This is a genomic window from Actinomadura fibrosa (assembly GCF_900659615.1).
In the GTDB taxonomy this organism is placed as follows: domain Bacteria; phylum Actinomycetota; class Actinomycetes; order Streptosporangiales; family Streptosporangiaceae; genus Spirillospora; species Spirillospora fibrosa.
Genome location: NZ_CAACUY010000028.1, coordinates 52,998 through 67,852 on the forward strand (window position 1 = coordinate 52,998; position 14,855 = coordinate 67,852).

Annotated in this window: 10 protein-coding genes; 8 read left to right on the forward strand and 2 right to left on the reverse strand. The window is 74.9% G+C overall.

The features are described from left to right. Positions 1–9: 9 nt before the first annotated feature. A complete protein-coding gene (locus tag E1300_RS13210; protein WP_207399690.1) occupies positions 10–1,461 on the reverse strand; it encodes an endo-1,4-beta-xylanase in 1,452 nt (483 codons plus the stop codon). Positions 1,462–2,166: 705 nt separating this feature from the next. Here E1300_RS13210 and E1300_RS13215 point away from each other — a divergent pair. Continuing rightward, positions 2,167–4,293 (forward strand): glycoside hydrolase family 3 N-terminal domain-containing protein, encoded by a 2,127-nt coding sequence (locus E1300_RS13215; RefSeq protein WP_131757278.1) that lies wholly within the window; start codon positions 2,167–2,169, stop codon positions 4,291–4,293. Positions 4,294–4,303: 10 nt separating this feature from the next. Here E1300_RS13215 and E1300_RS13220 read toward each other — a convergent pair whose 3' ends face one another. Continuing rightward, positions 4,304–5,206: a helix-turn-helix transcriptional regulator gene (locus E1300_RS13220; RefSeq protein WP_207399691.1), complete on the reverse strand. Its 903-nt coding sequence runs from the start codon at positions 5,204–5,206 to the stop codon at positions 4,304–4,306. 131 nt (positions 5,207–5,337) lie between these two features. Here E1300_RS13220 and E1300_RS13225 point away from each other — a divergent pair, with 131 nt between their 5' ends. The 7 genes from E1300_RS13225 to E1300_RS13255 form a co-directional block, all read left to right on the forward strand. Then, positions 5,338–6,984 (forward strand): AMP-binding protein, encoded by a 1,647-nt coding sequence (locus E1300_RS13225; RefSeq protein ID WP_131757279.1) that lies wholly within the window; start codon positions 5,338–5,340, stop codon positions 6,982–6,984. Between the two features lie 61 nt (positions 6,985–7,045). Further along, complete coding sequence (locus E1300_RS13230; protein ID WP_242619123.1) at positions 7,046–8,074, forward strand: alpha/beta hydrolase; 1,029 nt, start codon at positions 7,046–7,048, stop codon at positions 8,072–8,074. After that, complete coding sequence (locus E1300_RS13235; RefSeq protein WP_131757280.1) at positions 8,067–9,965, forward strand: CocE/NonD family hydrolase; 1,899 nt, start codon at positions 8,067–8,069, stop codon at positions 9,963–9,965. Before E1300_RS13230 ends, E1300_RS13235 begins: the two co-directional genes overlap by 8 nt. A gap of 41 nt (positions 9,966–10,006) precedes the next feature. Next, the gene (locus tag E1300_RS13240) at positions 10,007–11,659 is read left to right on the forward strand and encodes an ABC transporter substrate-binding protein (RefSeq protein ID WP_131757281.1); all 1,653 of its coding nucleotides are present in this window, start codon (positions 10,007–10,009) and stop codon (positions 11,657–11,659) included. 21 nt (positions 11,660–11,680) lie between these two features. Then, on the forward strand, positions 11,681–12,622 hold the full coding sequence (locus E1300_RS13245; RefSeq protein ID WP_131757282.1) for an ABC transporter permease: 942 nt from the start codon (positions 11,681–11,683) through the stop codon (positions 12,620–12,622). Next, positions 12,619–14,499 (forward strand): dipeptide/oligopeptide/nickel ABC transporter permease/ATP-binding protein, encoded by a 1,881-nt coding sequence (locus E1300_RS13250; RefSeq protein ID WP_207399692.1) that lies wholly within the window; start codon positions 12,619–12,621, stop codon positions 14,497–14,499. The genes E1300_RS13245 and E1300_RS13250 overlap by 4 nt, the downstream gene beginning before the upstream one ends. 10 nt (positions 14,500–14,509) lie before the next feature. Next, a partial coding sequence (locus E1300_RS13255) for an ATP-binding cassette domain-containing protein (RefSeq protein ID WP_131757284.1) occupies positions 14,510–14,855 on the forward strand: 346 nt, incomplete at its 3' end.

Genomic DNA, 14,855 nt, shown 5'->3' on the forward strand with positions numbered 1-14,855 from the left:
TCCTCCCGGTCAGCTGCGGGACCACTTCTGGTTGTCGCCGCCCCAGCAGGAGTACAGCTGGACGGGGGTGCCGTTGCCGGTGCCCTGGCCGGAGGCGTCCAGGCACAGGCCGGACTGGACGCCGACGATGGTCCCGTCGGAGTTGACGCGCCACTGCTGGTTCGCGCCGCCCCAGCAGGAGTAGATCTGCACCTTCACGCCGTTGCCGGTGCCGGCGGCGTCCAGGCACTTGTTGCCGTAGACCTTGAGCTCGTTGGCGGACGTGTAGGTCCACTGCTGGTTGCCGTTGCCATTGCAGTCCCACAGCTGCACCTGGACGCCATCGGCCGTGCTCGCGCTGGGCACGTCCAGGCAGCGGCCGGAGGCGACGCCCTTGATCGGTCCGGTGTCGCCGGACGGTGGAGGCGGAGTGGTCGACCCGCCGTTGAGGGCGTCGAGGACGGCGGTGTAGGCGGGCTTCTTGCTGCCGTTGCCGTCGAACAGCAGCGGGGTGTCCGCGGACCGCCAGGAGTCGGTGTCCCGCACGCCCCAAACCGTGATGCCGACGCAGCGCGACACGGCCAGGCAGTCGTTGGTCACGTTGGCGTAGGTCGTGGGCGAGGCACCCTGGATGTCCAGCTCGGTGATGGCCACGTCGACGCCGAGGGCGGCGAAGTTCTGCAGGGTGGTGCGGAAGTTGCTGTTGTAGGGGCTGCCGCTGTTGAAGTGGGACTGGAACCCGACGCAGTCGATCGGGACGCCGCGGGACTTGAAGTCCCTGACCATGTTGTAGACGCCTTGGGTCTTGGCCGCGTTCCAGTTCTCGATGTTGTAGTCGTTGTAGCAGAGCTTGACGCCCGAGTCGGCCGCCCGCGCGGTGCGGAAGGCGACCTCGATCCAGTCGTTGCCGGTGGCCTGGAGGTTGGACTGGCGCCGGCCGCCGCTGCCGTCGTCGGCGAAGGCCTCGTTCACCACGTCCCAGTAGGCGAGCTTGCCCTTGTAGTGGGCCATCACACCGTTGATGTGATTGATCATCGCCTGGCGCAGCGCGCTGCCGCCGAGGCCCTGCATCCAGCCGGGCTGCTGACCGTGCCAGGCCAGGGTGTGGCCGCGGACCCGCATCCCGTGCTGCACCGCCCAGTTGTAGACCTGGTCGCCGGCGGTGAAGTTGAACTGGCCCTGCTGGGGCTCGGTCGCGTCGATCTTCATCTCGTTCTCGGGCGTCACCATGGTGAACTCGCGGCCCGCGATCGTGGTGTACGCCGAGTCGCCGAGCCTGCCGGCGGCGATGGCGGTGCCGAAGTACCGCCCGCTTTGCGCGGCCGCCGCGCCGAGCGTGCTCGCCGCGGCATGCGAGGGAACCGCCGCCGCCAGCGCCGCGGTCGTCGCCCCGACGGTACCGAGGGCGAGGGTGACCAGGGCGCGGCGGAAGCGGCCGACGGATCGCGGGATTCCGGACGATGGTGTTTTCTTGGTGCTCACTCCTGAGCCTCCGTAACTGAAGCACGGGAAATGCCAGAAAAGCGGGGACGACCCGCGGAATCGACGCCGCGTCCCTTCGCCGGGAACGCACACCACCAAGGCGTCGTTAGTCGGTGGGCCGTGCCACACCTGGCACGCCCAACCGCTCGGGGACTCAGTGTGAGTAACGCCCGGAAAGCATGTCAAGACTTTCGAAGATGTTTCGGAAGCTCATCCCGGTCCGCCCACGCTATCCACCTCTTACAGTGGACGAGGACGCCGTCGAAAGGTTTCGGTGATCTCCATCAGCGGACGGACCGCATGAAAGTTCCCATGGCGATGCTTTCACCCGCCACGTGCATCTGCGCGGATAACCCCAGATGAGCCGCAGTCAGCTCCGGTCTCATATTCACGAGGCGCATCGGACGCTTGACATGCCTCCCCGGCTCATATTTGCTCCGCCCCACCACCACCTTCGACCGACCCGCTGAAGAAGGGAGCTCGATCGACCATCCGGATCGTCAGCGATGACGCCCCAGAGCCGCGCCCGCCGTGTCCGACTAGCGCCTTGGTCGCATCGGCGGTCGTGCACCCCCGGGTGAGGGGAGGGCATGGCCATCTCCCCGCGCTGCTCTCTAGGCTCGGCCGGGCTCCTCGGATGCGAAGGGACGCGCTTTGGCCGGTCGTGGATCGCATGACGACGAGATAGGGAAGCTCCTCGGCCGGATGAGCCTCGCGGAGAAGCTCGGGCAGTTGCAGCAGTTCGCCTGGACGGGTGACACCGGCCCGGGTCAGGGGCAAGCGGCCCAGGTGCGCGACATGGCCCGCGCCGGACGGCTCGGCTCGGTGCTCAACGTGTACGGAGCGGCGCTGACGAACGAGCTTCAGCGCGTCGCCGTCGAGGAGTCCCGCTTGGGGATCCCCCTGGTCTTCGGTCTGGACGTGGTGCACGGATTCCTGACGACCTTCCCGATCCCCCTGGCGCAGGCGGCGAGCTTCGACACCGGGGTCGCCGAGCGGGACACCGAGGTGTCGGCCCGGGAGGCGCGGTCCTCCGGCGTCCACTGGGTCTTCTCGCCGATGATGGACGTCGCGCGCGATCCGCGCTGGGGCCGGATCTCCGAGAGCTTCGGGGAGGACCCGTACCTGACCGCGGTGTTCGCGGCCGCGAAGGTCCGCGGCTACCAGGGCCCGGACGGCGCGGCGATACCGCCCGGCAAGGTGGCCGCCTGCGCCAAGCACTTCGCCGCCTACGGCGCCGTCGAGGGCGGCCGCGAGTACAACACGGTGGACCTGTCGGAGTCGCGGCTGAGGGCGGTGCACCTCCCCCCTTTCCGGGCCGCCGTCGACGCCGGTGCCGCCACGGTGATGGCGGCGTTCACGGCGATGAACGGGGTCCCGGCGCACGGCGACCGCCGTGCGCTCACCGGCGTCCTGAAGGACGGCTGGGGGTTCAGCGGGCCGGTGGTCAGCGACTGGACGGGCGTCGCCGAACTCGTCGCGCACGGCTTCGCCGCGGACGCCCGCGATGCCGCCCGCCTGGCCTTGGGCGCGGGCGTCGACATGGAGATGGTCTCCACCTGTTTCGCCGACCACGCGGAGCGGCTGCTGGCCGACGGCCGCCTCGCGCGGGAGCGGCTCGACGACGCGGTGGCGCGCGTCCTGCGGCTGAAGTTCCGGCTCGGCCTGTTCGAGCGGCCCTACTGCGACGGGCACGGGGAGGTCACCATCTCCTCGGCAGGCGACCGGCGGGCGGCGCGGAGGGCCGCGGGCCGCTGCATGGTCCTGCTCAAGAACGACGGGCTGCTCCCCCTCGTCGGCGGCCGCTCGATCGCCCTCGTCGGCCCGTTCGCCGAATCCCAGGACCTGCACGGGGCGTGGGCGGGTCCGGGCGCCGGGCGCTTCCCGGCGGTCACCGTGGCGCAGGGCGTCCGGGAGGCCGCGGGGGGCGCGGAGGTCGTCTGCGCCCGCGGCGTCGATCCCGAGGGCCGGGATGTCTCCGGCGTCCCGGCGGCCGTCGCCGCCGTCGAGGCCGCGGACGCGGCGGTGGTCGTGGTCGGTGAGCCGTCGCACCTGAGCGGCGAGGGCGGGTCACGCAGCGACCTCGGGCTGCCGGGCGCGCAGGACGCGCTCGTCGCCGCGGTCGCCGCGACCGGCCGCCCGTTCGCGGTCGTGCTGGTCTGCGGCCGTCCGCTCGCCCTCGGGCCGTGGCTGGACGCCGCGTCCGCCGTCCTGGTCGCCTGGCACCCCGGCGCCGAGGGCGGCCGCGCCGTCGCCGACGTCCTGTTCGGCGACGTCGACCCGAGCGGGAGGCTCCCGGTGTCGTTTCCGCGCGTCACCGGCCAGGTCCCGGTCCACTACGACCACGAGAGCACGGGCCGCCCCTGCGAGCCCGGGCGCAGCAACCCCCGCTATGGGTCGCGCTACCTCGACCTGGAGAACGGTCCCCGGTTCGCCTTCGGGCACGGCTTGAGCTACACCACGTTCCGGTACGGCGAGCCGAGCCTGGACGTCCCCGCCGTCTCCGCCGAGGAGATCCGCGCGGGGGCGACCGTCGAGGCGTCGGTGCGGGTGACCAACACGGGTGAGCGGGAGGGGGACGAGGTCGTCCAGCTCTACGTCCACGACCGGGTGGCGAGTCTCGTGCAGCCCGTGCGCCGGCTCCGCGGGTTCCGCAGGATCACCCTTCCCGTCGGCGGGAGCACGACCGTGCGGTTCACCCTCGGCGCGGACGACCTCGGTTTCTGGACGAACGCCGCCGGCGGCGAGTTCCTCGTCGAGCCCGGCGAGACGGACGTCTACCTCGGCGGCGGCTCGTCGGCACCGGGCCGGTGCACGCTGACCGTCACCTGACCGCGGGCGCTCAGGGCAGCAGGCCGTGCCGGCGCGCGGCCACGACCGCCTCCAGGCGCGACCGGACGTGCAGCTTGCGGGCCGCGTTGCGCAGGTAGCTCTTGACCGTCTCCGTGGTGACCCCGAGGTCGGCCGCCACCTGCGTGTTCGTCCAGCCGAGGGCGACGCAGGCGAGCACGTCCAGCTCGCGGGCCGACAGGTACGGCGCCGACCGCGGCCCGGACGGCGCGGCGCCCGCGCCGCACAGCTTCGCGCAGACCTGCTCCAGCCGCTGCCGCAGGGCGTCGTCGTCCAGGCCCTGCGCGAGGACGCGCAGCTCCGCGTACGCCTCCCGGACCACCTCCTGCTCGGCCGCCGGCGCGGTCCGCGCCCCGCCGGGCTCCCGCCGTCCGAGCGGGTCGGCACCGCGGGCGGCCCGGTCGCGGACGGCCAGGTTCTGCTCCAGGTCCCGCGCGGTCTCCAGCGCGGCCTGGACGACCCGGTCCCCCAGCGGGAGGGTCGTGCGCGTCGTGCAGTACAGGACGGCCCGGACGGTCCGTCCGACGATCACCGGGACGGCCACCATCGCGCGCAGCCCCTCGGCCGTGATGACGTGGTCGTACTGGTGGCTGATCCCCGACGAGGCCACGTAGTCGTTCACCACGATGGGGCGGCGCCGCGCGACGACCTTGCCGCCCAGGCCGAGGCCGCAGTCGACGGCGACGCCGCGCAGCGCGCCCGTGGTGACGCCCGCGAACTGGGTGAAGCGCACCTGCCGGGCGGCGTTCACCGGCCCCCCGAAGGCGAGCGGCAGCGAGGTCATGTCCCGCAGGCAGGCCAGCGCGCGGTGGATCTGGGGCTCGTCGGTCGTCTCGGGCCTGTTCACGGTGCCGACCCCCTTCAGCTGGCCTTCCGCGCGAACGGCGGTGCGCATCAGGGTCGCTCCGGTCCCCGGCCCGCGCAAGCCCCGCCCCCTCACCCGGGGGTACCGGACCGCCGGGACCGCCGCGACCATCCCGTTAACACCCCGGAAACCGGGTGTTCCACTTCGAGCGGGAGGTCCCCATGACCGGGCTGCGACAGCGGGTCGCCGACGTGCTGGCCGCCTACGGCGCGCCGCGGGCGTGCCTGGCCGACGTCCTCTGCGACCGGCACCCGGCCGGGTCGAGCGCCTTCACGATCGTCCGGCCCAGCCCGGACGGCGGCCTGGCGTGCGCCGACCTGACGTACGGGGAGCTGCGCGACCGGTCGGCGCGGTTCGCGGCGGGGCTGCGCGACCTCGGCGTCGGCCCGGGCGACCGGGTGGCCACGCTGATGGGCCGGTCCGCCGAGCTGGTCGTGGCGATGCTGGGCATCTGGCGGCTGGGCGCGGTGCAGGTGCCGCTGTTCACCGCGCTGGCCCCGCCCGCGATCGCCGCCCGGGTCACCGGCAACGGGACCGTGGCGGTGATCACCGAGCCGGCGCAGCGCGCCAAGCTGGACGCGATCGCCGACCCCGGCCGGACGGTGGTCACGACCGGTGCGCCCGCCGGCGCCGACGCCGCGTTCGCGGAGCTGGCGGCCTCGCCGCCGCTCGCGGAGCCGGTGGCCGCCGGCGGCGACGCGACCATGGTCGAGCTGTTCACCTCGGGCACCACCGGCGCGTCCAAGGGGGTTCCGGTCCCGGTGCGCGCGCTCGCCGCGATGCGCGTCTACCAGGAGTACGGGCTGGACCACCGGGCGTCCGACGTGTTCTGGAACGCCGCCGACCCGGGCTGGGCCTACGGGCTCTACCACGCCGTCATCGGCCCGCTCCTCCTCGGCCGGCGCGCGGTCCTGCTGCGCGGCGGCTTCTCCCCCGAGCTGACGTGGCGGGTGCTGGCGCGGTGCGGCGTCACCAACTTCGCCGCGGGCCCGACGGTCTACCGGGCGCTGCGGAACGCGGCGGACGCGATACCCGCCGGGCTCCGCCTGCGCTGCTGCTCCTCGGCGGGCGAGCCCCTCAACCCGGACGTCGTCGCGTGGGCGGAGAGCGCGCTCGGCGTGCCCGTCCGCGACCACTACGGGCAGACCGAGCTCGGGATGGCCGTCGCCAACGGCTGGCATCCCGACATCCGGGCCGAGCTGCGGCCGGGCTCCATGGGCCGCCCGCTCCCCGGCTGGCGGCTGCGGGTGCTGCGCCCCGGCGCGGACGAGGCCGCGCCCGCGGGCGAGCCCGGACGGGTCGCGGTCGACCTGGCCGGCAGCCCGCTGATGTGGTTCACCGGGTACCGGGACGCGCCCGACCGCACCGCCGAGCGGTTCACCGCCGACGGCCGCTGGTACCTCACCGGCGACACCGCCGCCGAGGACGCCGACGGCTACCTCCACTTCGCCGCCCGCGACGACGACGTCGTCCTCATGGCCGGCTACCGCATCGGGCCGTTCGAGGTGGAGAGCGTGCTGCTCCAGCACGACGGCGTCGCCGAGGCCGCGGTCGTCGGCGTCCCCGACGACCTGCGCGGCGAGATCCTCGTGGCCCACATCGTGCTGCGGCCCGGGACGCAGCCGTCCGACGCGCTGGCGGCCGAGCTCCAGACGCTGGTGAAGACCCGGTTCGCCGCGCACGCCTATCCGCGCGAGGTCCATTTCGTGGACGGCCTGCCCAAGACACCCAGCGGCAAGTTGCAGCGGTTCCTGCTGCGCCCCGGCCGGCCCCACGCGCGGCCGTCCGCGTCCGCCGCCGAGCGGTGAGCCACCGCCCACCCATCCGCACGTCCAGATCCCTGCTTCGACCACCCCCAGGGAGACCACCATGCCCGCAACCGACCCGCGTCCGGCCGTCCCCGGCCCGGCCATGGCGACCCGGCGCGCCTTCCTCGCCGGCGCCGGCCTCACCGCCGCCGCGTCGCTCACCGCCCTCCGCCCCGGGACGGCCCGCGCCGCGACCGCCCGCACCGGTGCGGCGCGCGTCGTGGCGGAGAACCGCCTCAGCCCCCGCGTCCTCGACCTCACCGTCGACTCCCCCGCGCTCGCGACGACCGCCATGGCGCGGCTACTGCTCCCGGCCGGGTGGACACCGCAGCCGCGGCGGACGTGGCCCGTGCTGTACCTGCTGCACGGCGCCGAGGACGACTACACCTCCTGGACCCGCTCGACCGACGTCGAGGCCCTCACCCGGAACGCGGACGTGCTGGTCGTCATGCCGTCCGGCGGGCAGCTCGGCTTCTACTCCGACTGGTGGAACCACGGCGCCGGCGGCCCGCCGCGCTGGGAGACCTTTCACCTCACCGAACTCCGGCGGATCCTGGAGGCCGGATACGGGGCGGGCGCCTCGCGGGCCGTCGCCGGGCTGTCGATGGGCGGGTTCGGGGCGATGTCCTACGCCGGGCGCAACCCCGGCCTCTTCCGCGCCGCCGCGGCCTACAGCGGCGTCGTGCACACCACCTACCAGGGCGCCCGCGGACCCGCCTTCGTCCAGGAGTTCCTGATCAAGGACGGCTACGACCCCACCGCCCTGTGGGGCGACTACCAGCTCAACGCCGGCGTCTGGGCCTCTCACAACCCCTATGACCTGGCCGTGGCCCTCGCCGGGATCCCGCTGTTCGTCTCCAGCGGCAACGGGACGCCCGGCCCCCTCGACCCGCCGGGCACCCCGCCGAGCCTCGCCATCGAGGAGCTCATCGGCGAGATGAACACCGCGTTCGTGCGGTGCCTCCGGCAGGCGGGCGCGAACGTCACCGCCGACCTGTACGGACCCGGCACCCACAACTGGCCCTACTGGGAGCGGGGCCTGCACCGGTCCTTCTCCCTCCTGATGAAAGCGATCGGCATCGATGCCTGAACCCACCACGACGACCGGCCCGCGCGGCACGCGGACACGGTACGAGGTCACGGTGCACCGTGACGTCCGGATACCGACCGGCGAGGACGAAGTGACGCTGTCGGCGGACCTGTTCCTCCCCGAGGGCGCGGGCCCCGCGCCGGCGCTGCTGACCGTCCTGCCGTACCGCCGCGACCTCGCCGCCCTGCACGGCTCGCCGATGCAGCGCATGTTCGCCGCGCGGGGATACGCGTCGCTGCTCGTCGACATGCGCGGCACCGGCTCGTCCGGCGGCGCGCCGCGTCCCCCGTTCGACCCGGACGAGGTCGAGGACGCGCTCGCCGCGCTCGCCTGGGCCGCGGACCAGCCCTGGTGCGACGGGGCCGTCGGCATGTGGGGCGAGTCGTACGGGGCCTTCATGGCGATGCGGACGGCGGCGCGCCGCCCCGCTGGGCTCCGCGCGATCGTCGCCGTGCAGGGCATGCTCGACCCCGAGCGGGACTTCGCCCACCCCGGCGGGACGCGCGGCGCCGCGATGCCCCTGGGGTTCTGGGCCCGCAACACCCTCCTCGCCCAGCTCCTGCCGCCGCTGGACGACTTCGACGACCCCGCGGAGCAGGAGCGCTGGACGCGGCGGCTCGACGCGGCCCCCTACCTCCTCGACCTGTTCCGGCACGGCCCGGGGGACCCCGTATGGGAGCGGCGCCGCGTCGACGCCGCCGCCATCGAGGTGCCCGCGCTGACCGTCGCGGGCTGGCGGGACCTGTTCGCCGACGCCAGCGTCCGGGCGTTCGAGCGGATGCGCGGCCCCAAGCGGCTGGTCGCCGGGCCGTGGATGCACGGCTCCCCCCAGTTCAGCCCGGTCGCGCCGATCGACTTCGTCGGCCTGGCCTCGTCCTGGTGGGACCGCTGGCTCCACGACGACGGCGCGGACGGCGGAGCGGAGGACGGTGCGGCCGCCGTCAGCCTGCACGTCCAGGGCGACCGGCCGCGCTGGCTCGGGTTCCCGGCGTGGCCGCCGCCCGGGTCCACGCTGAACGCCGCGCCGTGCACCTGGCAGCACACCGGACCGCAGCGCCCGGACCCCGCCGCCGGCGCGCTCAGCGGCCTCTGGGCGACCCCGGACGGCCCGTTCGGCCTGCCCCTCGACCAGCATGACGACGACGCCGGCGGTCTCTGCGCCACGTCACCGCCCCTGGACGAGCCGCTGCTCATCGGCGGGCGTCCGGCGGTCACGGTCGCGCGTCCCTGGCGGCGCGTCTCGGTCAAGCTCACCGACGTCGACCCGTCCGGCCGCTCCACGCTCATCTGCGCCGGTCTGGAACGCGTGCCGGACGGCGCCGCCGAGGCGCGGATCGCGCTCGCCCCCACCGCCTACGAGGTGGCCGCGGGGCACCGGCTGCGGGTGGTCCTCGCGCCCGGCGACTTCCCGCGCGTCTGGCCGTCCCGCCCGTCCGGCGCGTCCGGGCCCGGACGGCCCGCCGCCACGGCCCTCGCGCTCCCCGTCATCGCGGACCGGGACGCCGTCGAGATCGACCTCCCGGAACCCGGCCCCGCCGACGCCCCGCCCGCGCCGCCGGGCCGCGAACCCGGCCCCACGGCGCAGTGGGAGATCACCAACGACCTGCTCAGCGGGACGACGACGGTCCTGGTGGGCGCGTCCGCCGCCCTCGCGGCGCCCGCCGGACGCGGGCACCGGCTGCGGATCCGGCAGGAGCTCACCGCCACCGCCCACCGCACCGACCCCGCCGCCTCGTCCGTCACCGGGAGCGTCACCGCCGACGTCACCACCGGCTCCGGCCGGCGCGTCACCCTCGACATCGCCCTCGACGTCACCGGCCAGGGCGTCCACGCCGCCGGACGCGTCACCCGCGACGGCGAGACCCTCCTCGACCGGCACTGGCGCGCCTGACTCCCCCCACCGGCCCGAAGACCACGGAAAAGGACACCACCATGATCGACGGTTCCACCCTCATCTCCGCTCCTCGCGGGGGGACGACCCCCCGCACCCCCCGGTTCCCTCCGCTCATCTCCGCTCCTCGCGGGGGGACGACCCCCCGCACCCCCCGGTTCGCTCCGCTCCTTTCAAGACGCGGGTTCACCGCCTCCGGGCTCGTCCTCGGCGCGGGCGTCGCGCTCAGCGCCTGCGGCGGCCCCCACCGCAGCGGCGGGACGTCCGGCACCCTCCGGATCGGCCAGCCCCTCCCTCCCGTCAGCCTCGACCCCGCCAAGGGCGGCGGCGAGTCCCTCCTCTACGTCGGCCCCGCCTATGACCCGCTCATCTACCGCGCCCCCGACGGGAGTTACCAGCCGCGCCTGGCCACGACCTGGCGCTACATCGGCACCGGCAACACCGCGTTCGAGATGACGCTGCGCCCGGGCGTGACGTTCAGCGACGGGACGCCGCTGAACGCGGCCGCCGTCAAGGCCAACATCGACTACTTCCGCAGGTCGGCGGGCCAGGCCGCCGCGTTCCTCGCGCCGGTCGAGGACGTCCGCGCCACCGGTGAGCTGACGGTGCGCATCACGCTGTCCGCCCCCGACCCGCAGCTGCCCGCGCTGTTCAGCCAGGACTTCTTCGCCGGGAACATGATCAGCCCGGCGGCGATCGCCCGGCCCGGCGCGCTCGCCACCCGCTCGGCCGGCGCCGGCCCGTACGTGCTGGACCCCGGGCAGAGTGTCACGGGCGACCACTACGCCTACGTCCCCAACCCCCGCTACTGGAACCGGCGGGACCGGCACTACGACAAGATCACCATCAAGGTGCTGCCGAACGAGAACACCGCGCTCGCCGCCCTCAAGACCGGGCAGGTCGACGTCATCTCCGGCGGCTACGCCATCGTGGACGGCGCCAAGGCCGCCGGGATGCGGGTCGCGTCCAGCCCGAGCATCGCCATGGGGCTCCAGCTCAACGACCGCGCCGGGCGGCTGTGCCCGCCGCTCGCCGACGTCCGGGTCCGGCAGGCGCTCAACCTCGCCGTCGACCGCGCCCGGATCACCCGGGCGCTGCTCGGCGGCTACGGCGTCCCCACCGAGCAGCTCGCCGCCCCCGGCCAGGACGGCTACACCGGCACGCCGTTCTACACCTACGACCCCGCCCGGGCGCGGGCGCTGCTCGCCGCGGCCGGCCACCCCGGCGGGTTCACGCTGCCCGCGCTGATCCCGACGGCGCCCGCCTTCTACCAGGACATCGTCCAGGCCGTCGCCGCCGACCTCGCCAAAATCGGCGTCACCGTGAGGATCACGGCGAAGGAGCCCGCGGCCGCCGCCACCGAACTGACCCGCTACCCCGCGTCCATCCTCGGCTGGGGAGTCCTGCCCACCTACTTCATGGGCCGCGGCCTGTGGCTGCGCGACGCCGTCGGCATGAACCCCTTCCACAGCTCCGACCCGGTCCTCCAGGACCTCGATCGCAAGGCCGCGGCGGCCGGCGAGCGGACCCGCGCGGGCCTCGACCGGCAGATCGTCCGCCGCGTGGTGGAGCTCGGCTGGTTCCTGCCCGTCTGCCTCAGCCCGCTGTTCTACCTGTACCGCGACGACGTCGACCTGGGCGCCCGGCCGGGCAGGCCGCTGCCGAGCCCGTCGTCCTGGCGTCCCGCCGCCTGAACCGCCGGAGGGCTCATCCCCGTGACACGGTTGATCGCTCGCCGCCTGCTCGTCTCCGGCCTGCTCGTGGGCGTCGTCTCGCTGCTGACGTTCCTCTTGCAGGCCGCCGCGCCCGGCGACACCGCCCGCACCATCCTCGGCGACCACTACAGTCCCGCCGCCTACGCCCGGCTCCACCGCGAGCTGGGCCTGGACGAGCCCGTCCTCACCCGGTACGGGCACTGGCTCGCGCACGCGCTGCGAGGCGATCTCGGCACGTCGCCGGTCAGCGGGCTGGACGTCACCGCGCAGATCGCCTCCCGGCTGCCGGTCACCCTGTCGCTGACCGTCGGCGCCACGGCCGCCACCGCCCTGGCCGGGGTCGCCCTCGGCGTGCTCAGCGCGGTCCGCGGCGGGCGCCTCGGCCGGGCCTTCGACGTCCTGGCGCTCGCCGGGTACGCGCTGCCGAACTTCTGGCTGGCCCTGGTCCTGGTGACGCTGTTCGCCGTGACGTTCCCGCTGTTTCCGGCCACCGGCTACGTCCCGCTGGAGGACGACCCCGGCGGCTGGGCGCGCGGCCTCGTCCTGCCCGTCACGACCCTCGCGCTGCCCGGGACGGCGGTGTTCGCCAAGCAGACCCGGGACGCGATGCTGGCGGCCCTGTCACGCGACTTCGTCACCGCGCTGCGCGCCAACGGGGCGTCGGAGCGCTCCATCGTGCTCCGGCACGCGCTGCGGAACGCCGGCGTCCCCGTCGTGACCCTGGTCGGGCTGACGTTCATCGGGCTGCTCAGCGGCACCGTGTTCGTCGAGGCGGTGTTCGCGATGCCGGGCCTCGGCGGGCTCGCCGTCCAGGCCACCGGCCAGCACGACGTGCCGACGATCCAGGGGGTCGTGATCGTGTTCACCCTGGCGGTCGTCACCGTCAACCTCGCCGCCGACCTCGCCTACGGATGGCTCGACCCGAAGGTGCGCTCGGCATGAGGCGCCTCCCGAAACGGCGTGCCGTCCCGCGGACCGCCGTCCGGCGGCCGCTCACCGCCCTGGCGGCCGGCTACCTGGTGCTGCTCGCGCTCGGCGCCGTCCTCGCGCCCGTCCTGACGCCGTACGACCCGGCCGCCACCGACCTGGACGCGGTGCTGTCCGGCCCGACCGCCGCGCACCCGCTCGGCACCGACGGCCTCGGCCGCGACGTCGCCGCACGGCTGCTCTACGGCGGCCGGATCAGCCTGGCCGACGCCGCCGTCGCGGTGCTCACCGTCCTCGTCGCCGGTGCGGGGACCGGCGTCGCGGCGGGCTTCCTCGGCGGGCTCCCCGACCGGGTCTTCACGTGGGTGACGGACGTGATGCTGGCGATCCCGGTGCTCGTCACCCTGCTGGTCGTGCTCGCGGTCGTCGGCGACCACCGGATCGCCGTGATGGTCGCGCTCGGCATTTTGATGTCCCCCGGCCTCGCCCGGGTCGTGCGGGGCGCGGCGCTCACCGTCCGCAACGAGCCCTACATCGCCGCCGCCCGCGTCTCCGGGCTGCCGGACCGGCACATCCTCGTGCGGCACGTGCTGCCCCGCGTGGCCGGGCCGCTGATCGTCCAGATCTCGCTGCTCAGCGGCGGCGCGCTGCTCATCGACGCCGGGCTCGGCTACCTCGGCTTCGGCGCGCGGCCGCCCGCGCCGGCCTGGGGGTCCATGATCGCCGAGGCGTCCGCGGTCATCGGCCGGCAGCCGTGGCTGCTCGTCCCGCCCGGCACCGTCCTCGCGCTCGCCATCCTCGCGTTCGGGGTGCTCGGCGACACCGTCCGGGACGCCGCCGCCGCTCCCGCCGAACGCGTCCCGTCCCCGCCGCGACGCCGGCACCGGACCCCCGCCGCCGCCGCGAGCGCCCCGGACGCACCGTCCACGGCACTGCTGTCGCTGCGGGACGTGTCGGTCGGCCTCCCCGCCGGGCGCGGGACGACCACCGTCGTCGAGGACCTCACCCTGCACGTCGACCGGGGCGAGACGGTCGGCCTCGTCGGCGAGTCCGGATGCGGCAAGTCCGTCACCGCCCGCGCCGTGCTCGGGCTCGTGCCCGCGGGTGGGCGGATCACCTCCGGGACCGTCCGGTTCGACGGCCTCGACCTGACCGCCCTCGACCCCGCCGCGCTGCGGGCCCTGCGCGGCCGCCGGATCGCAATGATCTCGCAGGACCCCCTCGCGGGCCTCGACCCGCTGTGGACCGCGGGCGACCAGGTCGGCGAGCTCGTCCGGCGCCACCACGGCGGGACCCGCGCGGCCGTCCGCGGCCGCGCGCTCGACCTGCTGCGCACCGCCGGCCTGCCCGAACCGGAACGCGCCGCGGCACGCTACCCGCACGAGCTGTCGGGCGGGACGGCACAGCGCGTCGGCATCGCGATGGCGCTCGCCGGCGAACCCGACCTGCTCATCGCCGACGAGCCCACCACGGCGCTCGACGTCACCGTCCAGGCCGCGATCCTCGGCCTGCTGCGCCGGCTCCAGGCCGAACGCGGCATGGCGATCCTGCTCATCAGCCACGACTGGGACGTGGTCGCCGCGATGTGCCGCCGCGCCTACGTCATGTACGCGGGCCAGGCCGTCGAGACCGGTCCGCTGCCGGACCTGCTGGAGCGGCCCCGCCACCCCTACACGGCCGGGCTGCTCGGCGCCATGCCGCGGCGGGCCCGCCGCGGCGAGCACCTCGCCGCGATCCCCGGCGCCGTCCCGGACCCGGCGCACCGGCCTCCCGGCTGCCGCTTCGCCCCGCGCTGCCGCCTCGCCACGGCCGGCTGCCGGGAGGCGCCGATCCCGGTCGTCGAGGCCGCCCCCGGCCACCACACCCGATGCGTCCACCACGAGAGCGCCTGAGGAGACGGCCATGACCGCGCCGCTGCTGGAGACCCGGGACCTGCGCGTCGACCACCACGGCCGGCGCGGCCGCACCCGTGCCGTCGACGGCGTCGCGCTGCGCCTGCCGCCCGGCCGCACGCTCGGGCTCGTCGGGGAGTCCGGATCGGGCAAGTCCACCATCGCCGGCGCGGTGCTCGGGCTGGTCCGGCCCACCGGCGGGCGGGTCCTCTTCCGCGGTGCCGACATCACCCACGCGTCCCCGCGGCGGCGCCGCGAGCTCAGCCGCCACCTCCAGGCCGTCTTCCAGGACCCCTACGGGACGCTCAACCCGTCCCGCACCATCGGGCAGACCCTGACCGAGCCGCTGCGCGTCG

Bases quoted from the DNA above. Each gene is read 5' to 3' on its own strand.
- E1300_RS13235 (WP_131757280.1), top strand. From the start codon at position 8,067: ATGCCTGAACCCACCACGACGACCGGCCCGCGCGGCACGCGGACACGG.
- E1300_RS13215 (WP_131757278.1), top strand. From the start codon at position 2,167: ATGAGCCTCGCGGAGAAGCTCGGGCAGTTGCAGCAGTTCGCCTGGACG.
- E1300_RS13240 (WP_131757281.1), top strand. From the start codon at position 10,007: ATGATCGACGGTTCCACCCTCATCTCCGCTCCTCGCGGGGGGACGACC.
- E1300_RS13230 (WP_242619123.1), top strand. From the start codon at position 7,046: ATGCCCGCAACCGACCCGCGTCCGGCCGTCCCCGGCCCGGCCATGGCG.
- E1300_RS13225 (WP_131757279.1), top strand. From the start codon at position 5,338: ATGACCGGGCTGCGACAGCGGGTCGCCGACGTGCTGGCCGCCTACGGC.
- E1300_RS13220 (WP_207399691.1), bottom strand. From the start codon at position 5,206: ATGCGCACCGCCGTTCGCGCGGAAGGCCAGCTGAAGGGGGTCGGCACC.
- E1300_RS13250 (WP_207399692.1), top strand. From the start codon at position 12,619: ATGAGGCGCCTCCCGAAACGGCGTGCCGTCCCGCGGACCGCCGTCCGG.